We start from the raw sequence: 21,535 nt of genomic DNA, 5'->3' as shown, positions 1-21,535 counted from the left end.
GTTTTGTAAAATTATAGTTATCACATCGTATCGAGCATTTCTTTAAAATTCCCTTCATTAATGGAATACACTTGGAACTGAATGTAATCTATTTCATTCGTATTAGGACGAGCGTATGGCAAAATGTTAAATTTAGAAGCAGTTCTTCCTAACATATCTATAATCATTAGAGAAACGTCAATATATTCGAAGTCTACACGGAATACTACTGCTTCTCCCGTAAATTCATACTCTTTAATCGCATCATAAGACTTATTCGCACTTATAAGCGTCACTTTTAATAGTTGGTTTAAATTTTCTGGCTTGAAATTAATCATGGACACAACTCCTTTTCTTAATAAAACACTACGAAAATAGTGTAATCTTTTACTTTCATAGCCTCACAAATTCATTATATTAAAAATAAAGCTAGTTTTTTATAATTTTTTTGATATAATTACTTACGGGAAAAGGGAAGACATTTATCTTCCCTTGTGTTTTTATTTGCATCTAGTACTTTTGCTAGATGCTTTTTTTTATGCTAAACAAACTTAAAAAGGTATCCTCAAATACTTTGAGGATACCTTTTTATCGATTTAGTGTATTTCAACAATTGTACCATCTTCAAATACTTTGAATACGCCAGTAAATCCTGGTCCAGCTGCGCCTTCTATTTTATATGTCGTACGCACTCTAATTTGATAATATTTCTTTCCATTTTCTACTTGCGTATTCTCTAGTGTGTAATCATATTCTTCTTTATATTCATTTTTGATATATTCTTTAGCTTTCTCAAAAGTAAATGCATCTTGATTCTTTCCTGTCTCTACTTTTTGGTTCTTTTCTGTCTCTGTTTTTTGGTTCTTTTCTGTTACTACCTTTTGATTTTTTTCTGTCTCTGCTTTTTGATTCTTTTCTGTTACTGCCTTTTGATTTTTTTCTGTCTCTGCTTTTTGGTTCTTTTCTGTCGCTACCTTTTGACTCGTTACTGCATCATTTTTTTGTGCCTTCGCTGCTGTCGTTACACTCTTTGCAGTTTTTTCCTCTTCACCAATTTTAGTGATTAATCCTAAAGCCTTTTTATTATATTCTTCAAGGTTCTTGTTATCTTTTGTTTCTGAAACTAGCTTATTTAATATCTCTTTCGCTTCTGTATAATTTTTCTTACTTATTAACTCTTCACTTTTTGCCAGTTGCTCACTATAATTCTTTTTTTGTTCTAAGATCGCTACTAATGCTGTTCGTTCTTCCGTTGCTTGTTTTATAAGCGCATTACTTCCATTCTTCACGCTCTCTACTTTTTCAAATGACTTGATCGATTCTTCTAGCTTTGCTTCTTCTTTTAGCTTCACTGCTTCAATCATTGCTTTCGTTTGCTCTACAAACACTTTTGCATCTGAATCATCTTTTTTCTCATCTAATGCTCGTTCAAATGATGATAAAGCATTTTTATATTCTTTATTCGTTAACGCGGTCTTCCCTTCATCCATTGCTTTGTCAAAATCCCCATTACTACATCCAGCTAGCATTAAAAACGTAAGTCCAATTACCGTTAATAACTTTCTCATTTTCTCTCCCCCTATATATACCTAAAACAATAACATCATATGTATAAAAGTCTGTGTAGTAATTAGACTGAAAGTAAATATGTACTGTACATTTCATTTACTATCATTACTTAAAACTCCTAAATAGTTGGTAGTTGGTTTTCTTCTTCTTTTAAGACAGAAAGGAATTTTAATAAAGCCCTTACTCAGAATCTTTACTACACACACTCTTATACACATAGAAAAATCATTTTTCGTTTATAGTTTGCTATTTCTTCAGCTTTAAACATTCTCAGCTAATTGGAATACAAACTATAATCTGTAACATACCGAAAAGAAATAGAAAACAAACCGTAACAAAAGTCACGATTCGCAACTCTTTTGTAACACAAATGTAACATAAAGATTTTAAACATACAATAGTTTTTTTACATTATTTTCCCCCTCTACATTTTAAGATCCAATAAGATTCCAACCCTAATTTCATCTCCCACCTACTATTGGACTATCGCTCTTCAAACGCTTTAAGAACGGGACTTATTTCCTAAATCGTTAAAATTAATTACATAGATTGCTCTTTTTTCAACAAAACACTACGAAAACGTATAACCTTTTCCTTCCATACCTTTACACATCAAATATATATAATAAAACTAGTTTTTATACTTTTTTTGAAATAAGCACATTCGTGAAGCGGGAAGACATTTATCTTCCCTTGTGTTTTTTATTTGCAGCTAATTCTTTTGCTAGATGCTTTTTTTTATGCCAAATAAAGATAAAAAAGGTATCCTCAAATACTTTGAGGATACCTTTTCACTTTTATTATCTTTGCTGTTTTCTACCTAATACGAGTAATCCAAAACTCATCATTACAAGAAGTGCTCCCATATATGGTTCCACAAGCATTTTCTGCCCTGTCTTCGGTAATTCTTTTTCAGGTTTCTCTGGATTCGTTGTTCCAGGCTTCTCTGGGTTCGTTGTTCCAGGTTTCTCTGGATCTGTTGTTCCAGGCTTCTCTGGATTCGTTGTTCCAGGTTCCTCTGGATCTGTTGTTCCAGGCTTCTCTGGATTCATTGTTCCAGGTTTCTCTGGATCTGTTGTTCCAGGCTTCTCTGGATCTGTTGTTTCCGGTTTTTCTGGATCTGTTGTTCCAGGCTTCTCTGGATCTGTTGTTCCAGGCTTCTCTGGATCTGGTTTTTCCGGTTTTTCTGGATCTGGTTTTTCCGGTTTCTCTGGATCTGGTTTTTCTGGACCTGGTGGTGCTAAATGACTCAATTCGTTTAATACTTCTAATTGAACTGAATTTATCATTCCTTTTGTGATTTCAAATGGAATTGGATTAGTTAATTTTTCATATCCTTTTGGTGCTTCTACTTCTACAAGTGTGTAGTTACCTACAGATAGATCTGAGACTTTTGCTTTTCCTTCTTTATCTGTTGTTACTCTCGCTACTACTTTACCTTTTTCATCATGAACTTCAAACACAGCTCCTGATAATATATTCTTGCTTTCAGCAGCCATTTTTGTAATTTCTACTGAACCTTTATCTAACTGCTCATTCTCCACTTTCAACGATAGGACTTCTGTCATACCTTTTGTAATTTCAAATGATACTGGTTCTGTTAATTTTTTGTATCCTGGTAAGTTTTCTTTCTCTACTAATTTGTACTTTCCTACAGATAAATCTGAAATTGTTGCTTTTCCTTCTTTATCTGTCGTTACTTCAGTTACTACTTTGCCTTGCTCATCTTGCACTTCAAAAACTACGCCTGCTAATGCTTTTTGGCTCTCTTTATCTACTTTTGTAATTTCTACTGAACCTTTGTCTAATAGTTCATTCTCTACTTTCAATGATAAAACTTTCGTCATACCTTTTGTAATTTCGAATGATACTGGTTCTGTTAGTTCTTTGTAACCTGGTAAGCTTTCTTTCTCTACTAATTTGTACTTTCCTACAGATAAATCTGAAATTGTTGCTTTTCCTTCTTTATCTGTCGTTACTTCTGTTACTACTTTACCTTGCTCATCTTGCACTTCAAAAACTACGCCTGCTAATGCTTTTTGGCTCTCTTTATCTACTTTTGTAATTTCTACTGAACCTTTATCTAACTTTTCGTTCTCTACTTTCAATGATAGGACTTCTGTCATACCTTTTGTAATTTCGAACGATACTGGTTTCGCTAGTTTTTTGTATCCTGGTAAGCTTTCTACCTCTACTAGCTTATATTTCCCTACTGATAAATTTGAAACGTTTGCTTTTCCATCTTTATCTGTTGTTACTTTTGTTACTACTTTATCTTTTTCATCTTGCACTTCGAAAATTACGCCCGCTAATATTGCGCCACTTTCTTTGTCCACTTTTGTAATTTCCACTGAACCTTTATCTAACTGCTCATTCTCTACTTTCAATGATAAGACTTCCGTCATACCTTTTTTGATTTCAAATGATACTGGTTCTGTTAACTTCTTGTAACCTGGTAAGCCTGCTTTTTCTACTAATTTGTACTTTCCTGCAGATAAATCAGCAATTTTTGCTTTTCCATCTTTATCTGTCGTTACTTCTGTTACTACTTTTCCTTGCTCATCTTGTACTTCAAAGACCACGCCTGCTAATACTTTTTGGCTGTCTTTATCTACTTTTGTAATTTCTACTGAACCTTTATCTAACTTTTCGTTCTCTACTTTCAATGATAGGACTTCTGTCATACCTTTTGTAATTTCAAATGATACTGGTTCTGTTAATTTTTTGTATCCTGGTAAGTTTTCTTTCTCTACTAATTTGTACTTACCTACAGATAAATCTGAAATTGTCGCTTTTCCTTCTTTATCTGTCGTTACTTCTGTTACTACTTTTCCTTGCTCATCTTGCACTTCGAAGACTACGCCTTCTAATACTTTTTGACTGTCTTTATCTACTTTTGTAATTTCTACTGAACCTTTATCTAACTTTTCGTTCTCTACTTTCAATGATAGGACTTCTGTCATACCTTTTTTAATTTCGAACGATACTGGTTTCGCTAGTTTTTTGTATCCTGGTAAGCTTTCTACCTCTACTAGCTTATATTTCCCTACTGATAAATTTGAAACGTTTGCTTTTCCATCTTTATCTGTTGTTACTTTTGTTACTACTTTATCTTTTTCATCTTGCACTTCGAAGGTTACGCCCGCTAATATTGCGCCACTTTCTTTGTCCACTTTTTTAATTTCTACTGAACTTTTATCTAACAGTTCGTTCTCTACTTTCAATGATAAAACTTTCGTCATACCTTTTTTAATTTCGAACGATACTGGCTCTGTTAGTTTTTTGTATCCCGGTAAGCCTGCTTTTTCTACTAATTTGTACTTGCCTACAGATAAGTCTGAGACTTTTGCTTTTCCATCTTTATCTGTTGTTACTTCTGTTACTACTTTGCCTGCTTCATCTTGTACTTCAAAGACTACGCCCGCTAATGCTTTTTGGCCTTCTTTATCTACTTTTGTAATTTCTACATTACCCTTGTCTAACATTTCGTTTTCTACTGTTAAAGCAAGAGATTTTGTCATACCTTTTTCAATTTGGAAAGTAATAGGATCTACTAATTGCTTATATCCTTTTGGTGCATTTACCTCTACCAACTTGTATGTTCCAACTGATAAATTAGTAACCTGTGCGTGCCCTTTTTTATCTGTCGTTATTTTAGCGACTACTTGTCCTGCTTCGTCTTGAATCTCAAATACGGCATCAGCTAAAGCATCTTTATTTTCTTTGTCTACTTTTGTAATTTCTACATTTCCTGTATCCACTAATTCATTTTCGACAGTTAATTGTAATGCTGTAACTCTACCTTTTTCAATTTCGAATAAAATTGGTTTTTCTAGTGGTTTGTATCCGGCTGGTGTTTCTACCTCCACCAACTCATACTTTCCAATAGATAAATCTGAAGCATTTGCTTTTCCATCTTTATCCGTTGTTACTTTAGTAACTACTTTCCCGTTTGAATCACGTACTTCAAACACAACACCTTCTAATGGTGCTTTACTATCTTTGTCTATCTTTGTGATTTCTACATTCCCTGTATCTACCATTTCATTTTCTACAGTAAATGTTAAAGACTTCGTCATACCTTTTTTAATTTCAAATGATACTGGTTTTTCTAACTTTTTATAACCAGGTAAACTTTCTACCTCTACTAATTCATACTTTCCTACAGGTAAATCTGAAACATTTGCTTTTCCATCTTTATCTGTCGTTACTTTTTTCACCTCATTGCCCTTTTCATCTTGGACAACAAACGTTACTCCCGCTAACAGTGCCTTATTATCTTTATCTATCTTTGTGATTTCTACATTTCCCGTATCTACCATTTCATTTTCTATTTTTAATGATAGTACCTCGATCATGCCTTTTTTGATTTCAAATGATACTGACTCTGTTAGTTTCTTATAGCCTGGTAAACTTTCTACTTCTACTAGTTTGTACTTTCCTACTGATAGGTCTGCAATTTTTGCTTTTCCACTTTTATCTGTTGTTAATTTCTTTATTATTTTTCCAGCTTCATCTTGCACTTCGAAGACTACACCTTCTAATGCTTTTTGGCTGTCTTTATCTACTTTTATAATTTCTACTGAGCCTTTATCTAACTGCTCATTTTCTACTTTCAGTGATAAGACTTCTGTCATACCTTTTTTTATTTCGAATGATACTGGCTCTGTTAATTTTTTGTAACCTGATAAGCTTTCCGTCTCTACTAATTTGTATTTTCCTACTGATAAGTCTGAGACATTCGCTTTTCCATCTTTATTTGTCGTTACTTTTTTTACCATTTTTCCTTTTTCATCTTGCACTTCGAAGACTACGCCTGCTAATGCTTTTTGGCTGTCTTTATCTACTTTTATAATTTCTACTGAGCCTTTATCTAACTGCTCATTTTCTACTTTCAGTGATAAGACTTCTGTCATACCTTTTTTAATTTCAAATGATACTGATTCTGTTAGTTTCTTGTAACCTGGTAAGCTTTTCGTCTCTACTAATTTGTACTTTCCTACTGATAGATCTGAAACGTTTGCTTTTCCATCTTTATCTGTTACTACTTTTCTTACCACTTTATCTTTCTCATCTTGGACTTCAAATTCGACACCCGCTAATACTGCGCCGCTTTCTTTGTCCACTTTTGTAATTTCTACATTACCTTTGTCTACCATTGCATTTTCTACTGTTATTGGGAATATGCCGTCCCCTGTTACATTTACTTCGAACTCTTTTTCTTTTAATTGGTATCCTTCGGGCGCTTTCGTTTCTTTTAAAATATATTTTCCTGGTGCTAACGGTTTAGAAATTGCCTTACCGTCTTTATCTGTAATAATATGTTCAACTACTACACCGTCTTTTACTACATCAAACTCTGCATTTGCTAACGCTTTACCACCATTTTCCGAATCAATTTTCTTTAATTCAATTTGACCCTTTTGCATGGTATTTTTAATTTCAATTGTTTTTGTTTCTCCAGCTTGAAGCGTAACCTCTACCGGACTTGTTAATTTTTGATATCCCTCAGGTGCTACTTTTTCATAAACTTTATACGTCCCAGGAGCTAAAGTTTGAGGTGCTGAAAAACCTTTTTCGCCTGTTTTCAGTACTGCAACAACCTTATCCTCACTATCTCGAACTTCAAATTCGGCACCTGTTAACTCTTTATTCGGATTCTCAGCATCTATTTTATGAATAGCTACTGTACCGTCTTTTGGAGGTTCAGGCGGCGTAACCGTTACTTCATTTGATGTTAATTTCTTATCATCAAAATGTAATTCTGCTTTATTAGGAATCTTCTTATCTACGTAAGAAGATAAGTCTGCATCAGCTTTAATTTTCGCCTTAATATTCAAGTTAATTATCTGGTCCTCATATGACTTATAGTCAAAACTCTCACCGAACGTAAATATTACTTCACTTTTTTGTTTATCTATCTTTAGTGTTCCTTTAGAAGTAATATCTTGGCCATTTTGATCATACACTTTTGCCTCTAATACTTCTAATACATCTTCTAAATCATCACTAATTACCATAGATGTGTATTTAGGAGGATCGTTTGGTATATGTGTACCAACTTGATATTGAATAGGTTGATCCATTTGCGCTAACTGCTGATTCTCTACAAGCTTACCATTCTCATCAACTATATTCTTTTCAATACTAGGTGGATTATCGTCGCCTGAACCGGTTCCTCCCCCACCACTTACGAATACTTCTCCTACTTTTTCTTCAGTTTTAATATTTTTGCCTTCTAATTTCACTGTATTTTTATGAGGCTTTGCAGCGGGATTGGTAATCTTTGTTTTATATCTTAAAATATAACCTTTTGAACTGTCTGGAAATTCAATTGTAAATCCAGTCTTCGTTGCATTGATTTTAATTTTAGATAAATCTGCTGGCTTAACATTTGTTGGTGCATAACCATCTTCAAATACAGCCTCTTCTAATACTACGCTGTCTGTAATTAACTCATGCCCAGGTCCTAATGTGTCTGTTAATTTAAGATCTTGCATTTCTGTTCCAGTTGCATTTACATATACAAGCCATTCTGCAATTGAAGGGTCTTCTTGATTATAAGAACCCCATTTCAATAGATTATCTGTATTGGGCTGCGGCTGCGGTCTCTCTGTCGTATTACTTACACTTACTTCTTTATTTACGATTTGACCATCAACGTTAAATTCTAATGGGATTTTTTGGACACCATCATATGCTTCTAGACCAAAGTAAAATTCTACGAATAAAGAACCTTTAACGTTATTCTTTCCTTCTACATAATCACCCATAGTACACGTTAATAGACCCTTTTTCATCTCACATGTACCAACTGTTTTGCCTTCAGCATCTTTTAAAGGAAAACTCATATTCATAAGATCTTTTCGAAATTCTTTTGGCATATCAATTGTGAATTGATCTCCACTCTTTATCTGTTCTTTAGCTGACCACTTCACTTCTACTTTCATACCATCTGAAGCCTGATATGGTTCAGATGTTGTGCCATCAGTACGAGAAATGTTAATCTCGTCCACTGGATTTTTTATCACAGCGGCTTGAATAACTGGAGCCCATACATTCAGCACTGAAAATAATACTAGAAAAACTAATGAAACCATTGAAATGTGCCTTTTAGTACTTTTCGTTTGCATAATTTCCTCCTAATTTTTTATATTTATATAACAAAAAAAGACCGTCCGGTTGCATCAAAAATGTGCAACCAGACGATCTTAGTAACCAATATATTACCGTAGACTCTAAGCTTTGCGGCCTATCCTTTCGAATAGTGTGCTAAAAATATTTTTTTATTCTTTTTTTGTTTCATTTTCCTTTTGAACCAAATATTACTATACCGTCTGGACGGTTATAATTCAACACCCTGCAAAATTGTTCTATTATTCTAATAAAAAAATAATTCCCCACCGGATTAAATAAACCAATGGGGAATTATTTTTTATTCTATAGTTTATATATTCTATTTATAGGAAGCATTAATAAGGGTTTGAATCACTTTTTCTCTTAATTCGGGACTTAGTCTTCCGATCCCTAAACATTCCGAATACCATAATCCATCAGCTGCTAATCTAATAATTGTGGCACAAACAGAATCCATTTCATCATTTTCTATTTTAGTTTGCAATTGCTGAAATGCTTGTTGTAATGGCTCAAGTAATTCAGGTTTTAGCATTAATGCTGCCATCATACTACTACACAACTCTTCTGTTCTTTTCTCATTACTTAATCTTTCCTCCACAAAAGAACGAACCCACCTTCCTTTCTTCTCTGTGTCTTCCGTTACCTTATTATGAATAGCACCATGATACTCCTCTGTCCCTTTAAGTATCATGCCTTCTATTAAAGCTTCTTTATTTGAAAAGTGATACAATAACCCACCTTTACTTACACCTGCCTCTTTTGCTACTGCTTCTAAAGTTAACTTAGCTACTCCTTTAAATTGAACAATTTGAGAAGCGGCGGCTAAAATCTTTTGCCGTGTTATGCTCGTGTTCATTCCTTTTTAAACCCTCATTTCTACTAATTCTATCTAAATACGTATTTTATTTTTAATATTGTTCAGTACTACTAGGTATTTTTTTATTCAATATAGGCTTCATTATCTTTGAATTGTTAGTTGCTTCTTCTATTAAAAATTTCCATATCACAATATGATAACATCAAATACACAACGTTGACTATACATCTATACTTTTATGTTCATTCCTAATATATCCATTAATATGAAATAACCTTTTAACAAGTTGATTCTCCTCATACATTTAATCTATAATTTAAAAGAATTTATATTTTTAAAAAAATACCTAACTGAGGCAATCAAAATTTTATAAGGATGATTCCATTGAAAAAATTTTCTATTAGCTATTTAACATGCTTACTAGTTTTCTCTGTCATTGTAAATTTTTTACAGTATACACGAGTTCCCAATTTTGCAGATTCATGGGGACCAATTTGGGTATCAATCATTATGTATATTATTCTTGGCAGTATCCCCGCTCTTATCGGTTGTTTATTAGGTGAATTTTGTTATAAAAAAATAAAAAGAAGTCATGAATTAAAAATCGGCATTCCTTTATTTATACTGCTAGGTATTTCCTACAATCATTTATTCTTTACGTGGTTTAACGACAGAGAGTTTCTATCCTTTAATTTAAATACCTTTCTGGATACTGGCCTTCCTATTACTGTATCATCTTTATTGTTTTATCTTATAAGACGTCGTTAATTCTTTCATCATTGCATAAAAAAATGTTATTACTCTTGTTACATTGAGTAATAACATTTTTATTTAAAGCTATTTAACAAATTTTCTTCCAACTAGCATCCTTCACATCTTCACTAGTCGGCTTTCTAACTGATCCAACGAAACATTCCTCGCAAGCACCAAACGCAATGAAATTTCTCTGCGCTTGTCTTAACGAGGGCTCATTTGCTCCGCCTTCAAAGTCATGATCGTTAAACTGAACAGGATCATCTTCCCAATAACATATACTGCAAATTTCATATGTACCTGGTGGTTCTTCTTCTAATGTTTTATATCCGCAGCATGGACATGTGTATTTCATTTTGTCACTCCATTATTAATTTGTTTTTTCTCCCCTATATTCCGGCCCACAAAGAATGTAACAGCGCAAATCATAGTTATCCCCATGAAAAAAGTATTAGAATCTTCATATGTAGTTGGAATTCCTACCGTTACAAAAACAATACTAAAAGCTAAAAGTAGATATAATAATAAAGATATAATATAGCTTAGTTTAAATTGTAAAATGATACCTCTAAACAATAGCTCACCAAGAAGACATCCACCTAAAATGATAGGTACTCCGAAATACAATGTAAGGACTCCCATTTGCGCAGTAGATTGAATTACCTTTCCAAGTATGGTCGGCGAAGTCATCTCATTAGTTTTTCCCATCCTATCATATAAATCAAGTACCGTTACTGAAATAAAGAAACTTAATATAGAAAAGGAATACGGAATTAAAAATTTACTCAATCTCATTCACCTCACTTTTTCCTTCCATATATATTATTCATTATTTCCTATCATTTTTATATAAAAAAATAACCCTCTATGATAAAACATAGAGGGAATAATTTCTATATAAAAACCTATACCTTATCCTGAAGTGAACCCGAAAACAGAACACATATCAAACCACCTAAACCGTCTGTTCCCTATATTCTTTAGGGGACAAGTGGTTTAGGTGGTTTATTAGAAGGTAGTACCTTCTTTTTTATAATATTCTTTTGAAATCTCTTCATAAAATGCTGCCGATGTCGAGTAGAAATAAGGTGCTAACCATAAGAAACCGATTCCTACAGTAAGAATACTTAAAATGAACCAGCCAAGGAAACTTAAGCATAGTAAAAAGTAATCCATTTTATGTCCATTCATCATACGGCGACTTTCGGTAATTGCTTGATTCGCTGTGTATTCTGGACGATCATTCAAAATAAAATACGTCATAGAATAAGAAAATGATTTAATAATACCCGGAATAATAAGAAGTAATGTCCATAGCATCAAGTATACATACATTAGTAAATATGTTAAAAACGACTTCATAAGCTTACTTCCATCGCTAAACCATCTAAATAAATCACCAATGCGAGCACTAGTCTCACGGATTACATTTAAAACAAGATAGTAGGCGCCTATTGTTAACGGACCAATAACAAGCATTGCAATAATAGTTACTGTAAGCGACTCATTTGCTTCTTCCCAACCCCAAAACATCGAGAAAACACCTGTAATTAGAAGTTCAACAGCTCCAATAAGGATTCCAAGTAATAAGGTTGCCCCTACCGCTAATCCCCATTTTCCTTTTAATGCATCAAGTGCTTCTCTTTTCAACTGACTTATCATATATAACCTCCTAATATTATTTCTATATTAGTATACCATTTATATCAAAAATTTCACGAATTTCCCTGAAATAGAAAGGTACTACTTTTTTTCTGATACGTATTGAGAAATGTGAGCTGTATTTGCACCCATATATGAATCAAACTACTCATTTCTCCATAACAAAAAAGCCTGCCATTCATAATAGGCAAGCTTTTTTAAATTAATCCTCACATATTCTCTTCTTATACCAATCCTGCATTCTCTCCGCATCTTCTACTCTCGTATGCTCTAGTTTATAATTCGATGATGCACTAGAAAACGTATACGTACATAAATCCGCTCGGCGCTGGAAATATGATTGTGTTTTTTCAATTGATTGGACGTGTCTTCTTCTTACAAGTCCTGTATGTTTCCCAATACTACGATGTATAATCGTAATTTGTTCTCCGTTTACACCGTAACCATTTGTTTTAAATGTTGCGTATCCAAGTGTAACGATGAGGATAGCTAGCGGTAACAACGCCCACATGATGAAATACTTTTCAAAGTATATGCTTATCCCAGTAAGCGGGACTGCTAGCATTGCGAAGAAAATGAAACTATCAATTAAATAACGGCGCAAGGCTGCTTTTGGTAATGCAGTAATATTTGTATTCAGTTCATATGGCAATTGTAAATGAGCGAGTAACTCTTGCACACGATCTTTTCGAATAATCGGATGCAGCGTAACTTTGTCTTTCTCTTCTCCCAATCCCTTACTTTGAATGACTTCGACTTGCACAGCACAATAACCGAACATCTGACGGAAAATACCTTCTTTTATCGTAATCCCTTGAATGCGGTGTAACTTTAGTACAAGTTCTTTCCTTTCAAGTAATCCTTGAGAAATACGCACTTCATCGTTTTTTCGATTTACTGTGAAATTACCATGTTTTAACGCGTAACCAATTGTAGATATAATCCACGAAAGGACGAGTAAAATAGCTACCATGTAAATCCAGCCGTATATATCATGATCCATTACATACGACTCTACGCTATTTTTTATCCATTTCGGAATGTACTCATCTACTTGGTGATACACGAAAAAGATTAATGAGAATAATAATCCAAACTGACCAGATGTAACAGATGCTAATAAAATTTCTTTCAAAGTTAATTTGTACTCTGTCGCTTGCTTTTCCTCTGTCATAACTTCTTTTTCTACTACTTCTTCTGATGTTTCTTCTGCTTTTACTTCTGGAGTTGGCTCATTTAGTAAGGAAATAAGCTCCTTCGCCTCATCTTCTGTAATACCAGCTAGGCTTACTTCGGCATCATCGCCTCCGCCAGCTGTTTCGATTTGAATTTTCTTTAAACCGAGCATTTGATATAACACGTTTGAACTTGTATTAATCGTTTGAACACGTTCTTTATTTAAGTAGCTCTCCTTCTTCACAAAGAGCCCTTGTTTCACATGTAATACGTTATTTTCAACCCAGTATGTTGTGTAATACCATTTTTCAAACGCTGAAAAGACGGTGAGTAAACCGAATCCAGCGGGAATTAAATACCAAAATGGAAACTTTCCATTTAAACTAAACATGAAAATAAATAATGGTATAAAGTCTGTTATTTTTAATTCTAATAACATCGTAATGGGATGCTGCCTCTTATACATCCTCATCACTCACTTTCGCTAATTCTGCGATTCTCGTTTTTAACATTTCTGCTTCATACATCGTTAAGCCTGGAATGCTGTGAGAAGTTGCCGCTGTTGAAATATGTAATTCTGCTAATCCATATTTTCTCATAATTGGTCCTTGTTCAATTGTAACGTGCTGTACACGAATCATCGGTACTAATACGCGCTTTACAACGAAAAGACCGTGCTGAATTTCAAGTTCTTCTTCATTTAGTTGGTAGCTATAATAACGCTGACGCAGTTTCGGGAATAGGAAGTACTCAAATGGTGCTAGTGCAACTGTTAACCCGATCAGCACATACAAAATCCACGCCCACCAATCAAACTTTATCATAAGGAACAGGTAAGCTAAAATGACGAGAATACCGATCCCTTCCTCAATTACAGCACGAACTTTCCACACCTTGATCATGTCAGGATGAATTTCATTTTTCAATGGATCCATGTAACCACTCCAAATCTATTAATCTAATATATGAATTGTCTCAATCTATATTTTACATAACTTTACATAAAATTGAAAATTTATTATTTATCCTCTTTTTTCTCAGGAATAAAATACCCGAACCAAAGCAGCCAAACTAAACTAATTAACGCGAACCAACCTTTATCCGCTTGATAAGCTTCAATCATACCTGGGATTTTATAAATTCCAATTAACCCCAGAAAACCGAGCCACCAGTTTTTCTGCATTTTCATTTTTATTCCCCCTCCTTCATTACGTTTTTCACATTTCGAATCCAAATTTCTTTATACTTTAAATCGAATCCTATCAATATGTAATTACTCATATTATCAATAACGAGCGCTAACGTATGCGCGTTTTCTTCAGTTGCATGTTGTGACACAACACCAAGTTCCACACCTTGCTTTAATAAATCGTGGAATCCATTTAAGAAATCTTCTTGTATTTCAAATAAGCGTTTCTGGTACTTTTCATTTCGCGTCGCAGTTACGATGAATTCATTTATAACGCGTAATATGCCTTCTTGACCTCTATACTCCGATAACATATGTAAACCATCTGCGATTAACTTTTCTGCAAAGTTTTCTTTCGTATATTGTTCTTTATCGAAGTAACCCACGAAATAATATCCAGAAAAAATCTCTTCAAATAAAAAATCAACTAGCGCTTCTTTAGACGGAAAATGATAATAAATAGCTGGCTTTGATATGCCTACTTCTTTCGCAATCATTGAAAGACTCATCTTCTCAATGCCATGCTCTGCCATTAGTTTAAATGATGCATCTACAATGTGCTGCGATGTTTGTAAATTTTTTGTCATACTGTACCTCTTCTATTTTTACTTACCGGTCGGTAAGTAAATTGTAAAATGAAAATGAATGATTTGCAAGTTAATTAGAGTTTTAAAAGGAACTTCTTGATGAACCTAGAAAAATATAAAGTAAAAACAATGTATAACGATAAGGAGGATTTTCATATGGGATCTGGCGGTAAAGGTGGTAGCGGCGGTGAAGATGGCAAAGATGGTAAGAGCGGTAGTAGTGGGCTTTTATTAATCATTCTGCTCTTTATCGTATTCATTATAATTGGAGCTAGTTATAGTGTGTTTAGCTTCTAAGAAAAGACACAATTCAGTTAGTTATAGTAGCGTAGAAAACTGAAACAGAGATTAAAATTTTCCTTCTTAAGGTTTCTTCACGAGTAAGGGCACACAAAATAGAAAGCCCCGGTTATATTTAACAGCCAGCGCTTTCTATTTTCAGTATTCTTATAATGCTTCATCTATATTTCCAACTCGCACACGTAAATCATTATTGATCATCCACAATAATATACGCTGTTCTAATTGGCCCATGCACACCTACGACAAGGTTCATTTCAATATCCGCACTATTTGACGGACCAGAAACGAAGTTCACACAAGCCGGCAAGTTTTCTCCCTCTTTACTTTGATTATGAATCAGTTTTGTAGCTTGGGTTAACCTTGGTACGATCGTACTTTTAGGAACGATTGCAATGTATGACTCTGGAAGAAGACTCACATGTCTTCCTTTTAACCCGTCATTAAATAGTACAACGGTTCCTGATTCCGCTAGAGTCATATCACTGAACGTAATGCCAAGGTCAGCAGCTTTCGCAAATTTTATGTCCTCTTCTTTATGATCTAATCCCCATGTACGAAAATGTGTTGTTCCTTCATTGCTGAAACATGGCGTAAGACCATACTCATTAAAGCGCTCATCATTCGAACATATAACAGATTTGATATTCCAATCTTTTATAAAAGACCCCAATGTTTCAACAAGATTTTCCTTTGTTGTTCGCTTTACTTCTGTATGAATGACTTCGCAGTGCTCTATTAACTTTAATACAAGTTCATCTTGCGCCAGTCCGTCAAAAACATCCCACTGCGGGGAAAAAGACCAGTTCGGTTTTTTCACTACTTCTGGACGTTTCCTACCAAGCTTTTCTGATAACTGGAGTAAAAATTCCTCACGATTTTGGATGGCCATCATTGTTCTCCTTTTCGTGTTTTTCAAACCACTCTCGAAACGGTTGTTTTTTCGGAACTGGAAAATCTCTCGCATCCGTCCAAGCTTTTAACGGCCCAATGCCGCGCTCGATCTTATCCCCTTTTGCAAGAGGTTTTAATGCATACGGAGCGCTCTTCGCTGCAAAAGAAAATAGTCTAGGACTCTTCACCGCTTTTTCAAAACCTTTCATAGCCACGTTCCAAGCTACAGGTGATCGTTTTTCTTCTACAATGCGGCTGCGATGTTTAATTAATAAGTCATGTAACGGGATTTTCACTGGACACGCTTCTGTACAAGCACCACAAAGGCTAGATGCGTAAGGTAAATCCTTATATTCATCATATCCCCCTAAAAGCGGTGTCAACACAGCTCCAATTGGTCCTGGATAAATAGAGCCATATGCATGTCCACCAATATGCCTGTATACAGGACACACATTAATACATGCCGCGCAACGAATGCACTGAAGGACACTTTGGAATTCTGTTCCTACAATATCGGAACGGCCATTATCAACAATGACTAAATGAAATTCCTCAGGTCCATCTGTTCCGCCAGGCTCAGTTAATCCTGTAATATAACTTGTTAACTTTTGTCCTACAGAACTTCGGCATAGAAGTGTTACTAAAACATCAAGCTCTTCCCATGTCGGAACAATACGTTCCATCCCCATAACTGTAATCAACGTTTTCGGAAGTGTCGTAGTAAGTCTTGCATTTCCTTCGTTTGCTACGATAGAAATTGATCCCGAATCTGCAACAGCAAAGTTACATCCAGTCACTCCTATATCCGCTGCAAAAAAATCATCCCGTAAATACGATCTTACAAACCTCGCCATTTCCGTAGGATCAGATGTTCCAGTGTAATTTAATTTTGTTTTAAATATTTCACAAATGTGTTCTTTATCTTTGTGAAGGCATGGAACAACAATATGCGAGGGAGGATCGTGGTCATTCACTTGTAGAATAAATTCAGCAAGATCTGTTTCTAATACTTCTGCTCCAGCTTCTTCAATCGCTTCATTTAAACTAATCTCTTCTGTTACCATCGATTTTGATTTCACAATTTTTTTCGCATTTTTCTTTTTTACAATCTCTTTTACATATTCCCTTGCATCTTCTGCAGTCTTTGCAAAATAAACAAAACCACCGTTTTTTTCAATATTTTCACTCAGCTCATATAAATAATAATCAAGGTTTTCTAATGTATGTTTTCGAATTTCTTCTCCTAAAGCTCGCCATTCCTCCCAATTCCCAAGACTCTCAGTAGCTTTTAATTTCTTGATTCTAAGACCATCTTGCGCTTTCCTGACAGCCTGTCGCATAAATTGATCCCCAATGCCTGTTTTAGTACGCTTATGAAAGGGATCGTTCCAAATTTTCATTCCCATCTCTATATCCCCCCTTGTTTTCGATCTTCATTTAATACTTGAGCAATATGTTTTACATCAATTGAATAACCATTGCGTGTTAAACGTCCTTTTATATTCATTAAGCAGCTACAATCCATCCCAATTAACACTTCCGCACCGGTTTCCATAATATGCTTTACTTTTTCCTCAACCATTTGCTCAGAAATTTCTGGCATTTTCACCGAGAATGTCCCTCCAAATCCGCAACAATCATAATTATGCGGCAATGAAACAACTTCCAGTCCCTTTACACACTTTAATAGTTTTTGCGGCGGTTCCTTAATCCCCATTAATCGGCTCATATGACAAGATGTATGAACCGTTGCTTTTTTATGAAGCTCTGCACCTAAGTCTTCTTTCCCTAATACTTCCACAAGAAATTGTGTGAATTCATATGTTTTATTTCCAAGTTCAGTAGCTTTTTTCTTCCAATCCGCTTCACTTTCAGAAAACAAGCTAGAAAACTCGTGAACCATCATAGCGCAAGAGCCCGATGGTGCCACAACATATTCTGAACTGGAGAAGGCTTCAATCATATGTTTTGCAGCTGTTTTTGTTTCTTTAACATACCCGCTATTATAAGCGGGTTGTCCGCAGCAAGTTTGATTTTTAGGAAAATCAACTTCACACCCTAAATCTTCAAGAATTTCCACAACATCTTTCCCTACTTCTGGATAAAAAACATCTGCAACACAAGTAATAAATATTGATACTTTCATATTTTGCACCCCTAAATACAGTAAAGTAAGCTCAAGTAACTTTATTTGTATATTATTGGTAAAAAAATTAAAAATATGAATAAAAATAAAAAAAGCATCCTAAATGTGTAATTTAGGATGCTTTTTGTAAAACAAATTAATTTCTATTAAGCAAGCGCATACGATAACAATTCATCGTCACTTCCCCAAGCCTTTGCAACAATTGATAATTCGCATATGCGCCGACTGGGGCACCGATGATTGGAACGAGTTGAAGCATTTTTGCTAAATCGATATAGTCTCGGTATTCTGTTTGGAACTTTTCCCAGTCCATATGATTTTCTTCTTCTGTATCCCACGTTTCAATCGCTTTCCATACTTCTTTTCGGTGATTGTCACTTGAAAAAGCAAGTTGGAAAACGTGAAGAATAAAAAGACGTTCTTCTTTTTTACTCGTATCAAATCCGTACAATGTTGCTGCATCAAATAAAAATTTTATTTTAATAGTAAGTAATAACGGGAAATCGGCAAGGCCAAGGAGAATACCACCTGCTCCTGTTCCTGCCCCTTCTGCCGCTGCGACTTTTTTGTACTCATCCATTTTTTTACGTACTTCATCATCTCTTCTTTGCAGTGACCAGTTCGTTTCTTTTAGCTTCGGTTTTATGAAGTTTGATCCAGCACTAATTGTTTGTACCATCATCCGAATCGTTTCTGTTAGTACCTTTTGTACTTTCGCGGGTACTAGTTGCTGCACTTTCACCTGCACTTTTTTAGAGAACCGTGTCATCATAGAAGAATCTTTCATGAATGTAGCTTTCCACTGCTCCAATTCTTTTATAACCTTCTCTTCATATGTAATCATAGGTTCATTCCTTTCAGTTTAAACGCTCAATGCGTTTCGCACCGTATTGATAAACGAAACCAATACTAAATAATATGCTTACGACAAATAAAATGCCGGTCATTATGAAATCTTTCGTCGCAAGTGCAAATATAATTGTAAATACAACGCTACCAATGATAAGAATCGCATTTAATAAAGTAAGGAAATCTCTCTTCTTCTCGTCTCCCCCTACCGGATATAAATCCAGCCAAACTTTCATACGGTGATGTTTCCAAAGGGTTAAGAGCTGGTAGCCGATTAAGTATAAGAAAACAAGGCTTACGATAAAACGTCCATATAAAAATGGGATAAAGTAAAGAATAATTCCCCCAAGAACGAGTAAACGCATATATAATCCGAAATAGTTACCCGATCTTAAAAATGTTCTCGTATATAAGTATAAATATGTACGTTTCTCACCGATCATCGAAAGAATGAAATCAAGCCATTTCCTACGTGATACTCTCTCTTTTAACGCTGGTACATCAACGAACATATTCGCAATGCGGTACAGCAGCATCATTTTTTTACCTTCTTCAGAAATTAAATACTCCCAGTTCAGCGGCTTTCCCTTCACCTTTTGATGCATAACAGCAAGGTATAGCGCCATTAAAAAGACAATCACACCGGTAAAAATGACTGAAGTACGTTCTACAAGGACGTACACAAATAAGCCGTTTAAAATAAAACGAATAAACCAATCCGCTCTTTGTACATCTTGATCTGTTAAAAATGATTTTTCCCACGCTACGAATAAATTCCACGCTTTTACAATGACAAACGCGATTACAATCCATATGTAATTGGCACCTGTTTGTTTCATTTGCTGGAAGTATAACGGAGCAAGCGCAGCGGCTACCATTGCGATTATGTATAACTGAATCATAAACGTAAAGAGAAATGCCTTCGTAAAGTAAGGCTTTAACTTTTCTTCAACTGGAAGCAAATACACGAGATCTGCTTCTTTTAATAACGTTTGGACTGACCCAGCTGTTAATACGAGGCCAAGTAAGACTGCCATAACAATCGCTGTCGGAAACGAAGGTGTTAACGTTTGTAACCATTGCTGGTAATAATACGCTCCTGCGCCGATGATAAATACGAAAATAAACTTCAAATGATCATTAAATACGTATTTACTATATGTACGAACTTCTTTTAGAAAGTGCCGAAATCGTTCTTTCCATAACGCTGTGCTATTCATAATCTTCTTCCTTCGTTAACGCAATATAAATATCATCAAGCGTTGCACCAGGCATATTAAACCCGGATTGAAGTTCTGATAATGTTCCCATCGCTCTCACTTCACCTTGATGCAAAATAATGAATGAATCACAATAGCGCTCTGCTGTCGCTAAAATATGTGTACTCATTAAGATGCCCGCACCACTCTTTTTCATTTGATCCATCATTTGAAGAAGTGATTGAATCGCTAAAGGATCAAGCCCAACGAAAGGTTCGTCCACAATGTAAAGTGATGGTTCAACTAAAAATGCACTCATAATCATCACTTTTTGTTTCATCCCTTTTGAGAAATGAGACGGAAACCATTTTAAGCGATTTTTCATGCGAAACTCTTGTAATAGTTGTCCTACGCGTTCTTCATATTGTTTTTCATCTACACCGTACGCCATCGCTGTTAATTTCAAATGCTCTTCTAACGTTAACTCATCATATAATACTGGCGTTTCTGGAATGAAGGAGAAACTAGAACGGTACGCTGTCATATCATCACGAATTGTTTTCCCATTAATTGTGACAGTCCCTTTTTTCGGCTCCATTAAACCGATGATATGTTTAATTGTCGTACTTTTCCCAGCTCCATTTAAACCGATTAAGCCGACAAGTTCGCCTTTATTAACAGAGAACGAAACATTTTGCAGTACAGGTCGTTTCGTATATCCTCCTGTAACATTTTCTACACGCAATAACTCGCTCATACGACACCACTTTCTTCATTTATATTCATTCACTTTTGTAAGAAATGTATATATTCATCTTACCAAAAATCATGGTGCACTACATAGTATCGATGCCTTCAAAAAAAAATTTTAATTTCTTGGCATATATTTTTACGAAAGCGGACATCATAATTAGTGAAGAAGGAACACATTGAAAAAGCAACCACCAATTGATGAGTACAACAACATAGTGAAGTCATCATGAAATGGGGTGTCCAAGTTGGACAATGAAATTTACACATAACCAGATAATTTGTTTCATTTTCGAAACGGGGTGTCTCCGAAAGAGCATATACTGTTTTAAAAAATAAACAATTTCATTTTAAAAAAAGATTGCAATTCATTTCACTTGAAAATGGGGTGTCTACGGCAGAAACTTTAGCCGATTTACCGTGCATTTCTTATATAAATGAGGTGTCTGCGAACCGTAAATTATAAAAAATGCTTTTTCAATCCCTCTTCAGAAAACAGGAAGCTGAGTCAGCTTCCTGTTTTTC

At 34.8% G+C, this 21,535-nt stretch carries 19 protein-coding genes and 1 riboswitch; of the genes, 2 read left to right on the top strand and 17 right to left on the bottom strand.

What is annotated here, in order from left to right; all coding sequences use genetic code 11:
- Positions 1-20 precede the first annotated feature (20 nt).
- The 4 genes from JFU23_RS21045 to JFU23_RS21030 all read right to left on the bottom strand — a co-directional run bounded on the left by JFU23_RS21045 (position 21) and on the right by JFU23_RS21030 (position 9,541).
- Positions 21-317, bottom strand: a complete 297-nt coding sequence (locus tag JFU23_RS21045; RefSeq protein ID WP_003187801.1) for a hypothetical protein — start codon at positions 315-317, stop codon at positions 21-23.
- A 258-nt stretch (positions 318-575) separates the two neighbouring features.
- A complete protein-coding gene (locus tag JFU23_RS21040; protein WP_201032633.1) occupies positions 576-1,547 on the bottom strand; it encodes a hypothetical protein in 972 nt (323 codons plus the stop codon).
- A gap of 801 nt (positions 1,548-2,348) precedes the next feature.
- Positions 2,349-8,681 (bottom strand): SpaA isopeptide-forming pilin-related protein, encoded by a 6,333-nt coding sequence (locus tag JFU23_RS21035; protein WP_201032632.1) that lies wholly within the window; start codon positions 8,679-8,681, stop codon positions 2,349-2,351.
- 60 nt (positions 8,682-8,741) lie between these two features.
- Positions 8,742-8,832: riboswitch (cyclic di-GMP riboswitch) on the bottom strand.
- A gap of 172 nt (positions 8,833-9,004) precedes the next feature.
- Positions 9,005-9,541: a TetR/AcrR family transcriptional regulator gene (locus tag JFU23_RS21030; protein WP_085309607.1), complete on the bottom strand. Its 537-nt coding sequence runs from the start codon at positions 9,539-9,541 to the stop codon at positions 9,005-9,007.
- Between the two features lie 345 nt (positions 9,542-9,886).
- Between JFU23_RS21030 and JFU23_RS21025 the strand changes: the two genes are divergently transcribed.
- Positions 9,887-10,270 carry a hypothetical protein gene (locus tag JFU23_RS21025; protein ID WP_201032631.1) on the top strand — a complete coding sequence of 128 codons (384 nt, stop codon included), beginning with the start codon at positions 9,887-9,889 and terminating at the stop codon, positions 10,268-10,270.
- Between the two features lie 73 nt (positions 10,271-10,343).
- Here JFU23_RS21025 and JFU23_RS21020 read toward each other — a convergent pair whose 3' ends face one another.
- The 7 genes from JFU23_RS21020 to JFU23_RS20990 form a co-directional block, all read right to left on the bottom strand.
- Entirely contained in the window at positions 10,344-10,610 is a 267-nt protein-coding gene (locus JFU23_RS21020; RefSeq protein WP_201032630.1) for a CPCC family cysteine-rich protein, read from the bottom strand.
- Positions 10,607-11,044 (bottom strand): hypothetical protein, encoded by a 438-nt coding sequence (locus JFU23_RS21015; RefSeq protein WP_085309601.1) that lies wholly within the window; start codon positions 11,042-11,044, stop codon positions 10,607-10,609. Before JFU23_RS21015 ends, JFU23_RS21020 begins: the two co-directional genes overlap by 4 nt.
- A 219-nt stretch (positions 11,045-11,263) precedes the next feature.
- Positions 11,264-11,917, bottom strand: coding sequence for a DUF975 family protein (locus tag JFU23_RS21010; protein ID WP_085309599.1), 654 nt, complete (start codon positions 11,915-11,917; stop codon positions 11,264-11,266).
- Positions 11,918-12,119: 202 nt separating this feature from the next.
- A complete protein-coding gene (locus JFU23_RS21005; protein ID WP_201032629.1) occupies positions 12,120-13,559 on the bottom strand; it encodes a PH domain-containing protein in 1,440 nt (479 codons plus the stop codon).
- Complete coding sequence (locus tag JFU23_RS21000) at positions 13,552-14,028, bottom strand: PH domain-containing protein (protein ID WP_085309595.1); 477 nt, start codon at positions 14,026-14,028, stop codon at positions 13,552-13,554. Before JFU23_RS21000 ends, JFU23_RS21005 begins: the two co-directional genes overlap by 8 nt.
- A gap of 83 nt (positions 14,029-14,111) precedes the next feature.
- Positions 14,112-14,282, bottom strand: coding sequence for a hypothetical protein (locus tag JFU23_RS20995; protein ID WP_172805404.1), 171 nt, complete (start codon positions 14,280-14,282; stop codon positions 14,112-14,114).
- Positions 14,283-14,284: 2 nt separating this feature from the next.
- Positions 14,285-14,869: a TetR/AcrR family transcriptional regulator gene (locus JFU23_RS20990; RefSeq protein WP_085309593.1), complete on the bottom strand. Its 585-nt coding sequence runs from the start codon at positions 14,867-14,869 to the stop codon at positions 14,285-14,287.
- A 156-nt stretch (positions 14,870-15,025) separates the two neighbouring features.
- Here JFU23_RS20990 and JFU23_RS20985 point away from each other — a divergent pair, with 156 nt between their 5' ends.
- On the top strand, positions 15,026-15,166 hold the full coding sequence (locus tag JFU23_RS20985; RefSeq protein WP_113936597.1) for a sporulation protein YjcZ: 141 nt from the start codon (positions 15,026-15,028) through the stop codon (positions 15,164-15,166).
- A 193-nt stretch (positions 15,167-15,359) separates the two neighbouring features.
- On the opposite strand, the gene JFU23_RS20980 is transcribed toward JFU23_RS20985, so the two are convergent.
- From JFU23_RS20980 to ecsA, 6 genes are all read right to left on the bottom strand, one after another.
- Positions 15,360-16,061, bottom strand: a complete 702-nt coding sequence (locus JFU23_RS20980; protein ID WP_201032628.1) for a LutC/YkgG family protein — start codon at positions 16,059-16,061, stop codon at positions 15,360-15,362.
- Positions 16,042-17,472 carry a LutB/LldF family L-lactate oxidation iron-sulfur protein gene (locus JFU23_RS20975; RefSeq protein ID WP_201032627.1) on the bottom strand — a complete coding sequence of 477 codons (1,431 nt, stop codon included), beginning with the start codon at positions 17,470-17,472 and terminating at the stop codon, positions 16,042-16,044. Before JFU23_RS20975 ends, JFU23_RS20980 begins: the two co-directional genes overlap by 20 nt.
- Positions 17,473-17,474: 2 nt before the next feature.
- Entirely contained in the window at positions 17,475-18,212 is a 738-nt protein-coding gene (locus tag JFU23_RS20970; protein ID WP_201032626.1) for a (Fe-S)-binding protein, read from the bottom strand.
- A 136-nt stretch (positions 18,213-18,348) separates the two neighbouring features.
- On the bottom strand, positions 18,349-19,056 hold the full coding sequence (gene ecsC, locus JFU23_RS20965) for an ecs operon protein EcsC (RefSeq protein WP_201032625.1): 708 nt from the start codon (positions 19,054-19,056) through the stop codon (positions 18,349-18,351).
- 13 nt (positions 19,057-19,069) lie between these two features.
- A complete protein-coding gene (locus JFU23_RS20960) occupies positions 19,070-20,281 on the bottom strand; it encodes an ABC transporter permease (RefSeq protein WP_201032624.1) in 1,212 nt (403 codons plus the stop codon).
- Positions 20,274-21,017, bottom strand: a complete 744-nt coding sequence (gene ecsA / locus JFU23_RS20955; RefSeq protein WP_001292616.1) for an ABC transporter ATP-binding protein EcsA — start codon at positions 21,015-21,017, stop codon at positions 20,274-20,276. Before ecsA ends, JFU23_RS20960 begins: the two co-directional genes overlap by 8 nt.
- Positions 21,018-21,535: the final 518 nt, after the last annotated feature.

The sequence above is a fragment of the Bacillus sp. TH50 genome, from assembly GCF_016650565.1.
Classification (GTDB): Bacteria; Bacillota; Bacilli; order Bacillales; family Bacillaceae_G; genus Bacillus_A; species Bacillus_A mycoides.
This window is presented reverse-complemented; position numbering and strand designations above follow the sequence as displayed.

Excerpts from the sequence above, each read along its gene's own strand:
- JFU23_RS21045 (WP_003187801.1), bottom strand. The coding sequence starts at position 317 with ATGATTAATTTCAAGCCAGAAAATTTAAACCAACTATTAAAAGTGACG.
- JFU23_RS21005 (WP_201032629.1), bottom strand. The coding sequence starts at position 13,559 with ATGTATAAGAGGCAGCATCCCATTACGATGTTATTAGAATTAAAAATA.
- JFU23_RS21040 (WP_201032633.1), bottom strand. The coding sequence starts at position 1,547 with ATGAGAAAGTTATTAACGGTAATTGGACTTACGTTTTTAATGCTAGCT.
- JFU23_RS20990 (WP_085309593.1), bottom strand. The coding sequence starts at position 14,869 with ATGACAAAAAATTTACAAACATCGCAGCACATTGTAGATGCATCATTT.
- JFU23_RS21035 (WP_201032632.1), bottom strand. The coding sequence starts at position 8,681 with ATGCAAACGAAAAGTACTAAAAGGCACATTTCAATGGTTTCATTAGTT.
- JFU23_RS21030 (WP_085309607.1), bottom strand. The coding sequence starts at position 9,541 with ATGAACACGAGCATAACACGGCAAAAGATTTTAGCCGCCGCTTCTCAA.
- JFU23_RS20970 (WP_201032626.1), bottom strand. The coding sequence starts at position 18,212 with ATGAAAGTATCAATATTTATTACTTGTGTTGCAGATGTTTTTTATCCA.
- JFU23_RS20980 (WP_201032628.1), bottom strand. The coding sequence starts at position 16,061 with ATGGCCATCCAAAATCGTGAGGAATTTTTACTCCAGTTATCAGAAAAG.
- JFU23_RS21010 (WP_085309599.1), bottom strand. The coding sequence starts at position 11,917 with ATGATAAGTCAGTTGAAAAGAGAAGCACTTGATGCATTAAAAGGAAAA.
- JFU23_RS20985 (WP_113936597.1), top strand. The coding sequence starts at position 15,026 with ATGGGATCTGGCGGTAAAGGTGGTAGCGGCGGTGAAGATGGCAAAGAT.
- JFU23_RS21000 (WP_085309595.1), bottom strand. The coding sequence starts at position 14,028 with ATGGATCCATTGAAAAATGAAATTCATCCTGACATGATCAAGGTGTGG.
- JFU23_RS20995 (WP_172805404.1), bottom strand. The coding sequence starts at position 14,282 with ATGAAAATGCAGAAAAACTGGTGGCTCGGTTTTCTGGGGTTAATTGGA.
- JFU23_RS20960 (WP_201032624.1), bottom strand. The coding sequence starts at position 20,281 with ATGAATAGCACAGCGTTATGGAAAGAACGATTTCGGCACTTTCTAAAA.
- ecsC (WP_201032625.1), bottom strand. The coding sequence starts at position 19,056 with ATGATTACATATGAAGAGAAGGTTATAAAAGAATTGGAGCAGTGGAAA.
- JFU23_RS20975 (WP_201032627.1), bottom strand. The coding sequence starts at position 17,472 with ATGGGAATGAAAATTTGGAACGATCCCTTTCATAAGCGTACTAAAACA.
- JFU23_RS21020 (WP_201032630.1), bottom strand. The coding sequence starts at position 10,610 with ATGAAATACACATGTCCATGCTGCGGATATAAAACATTAGAAGAAGAA.
- ecsA (WP_001292616.1), bottom strand. The coding sequence starts at position 21,017 with ATGAGCGAGTTATTGCGTGTAGAAAATGTTACAGGAGGATATACGAAA.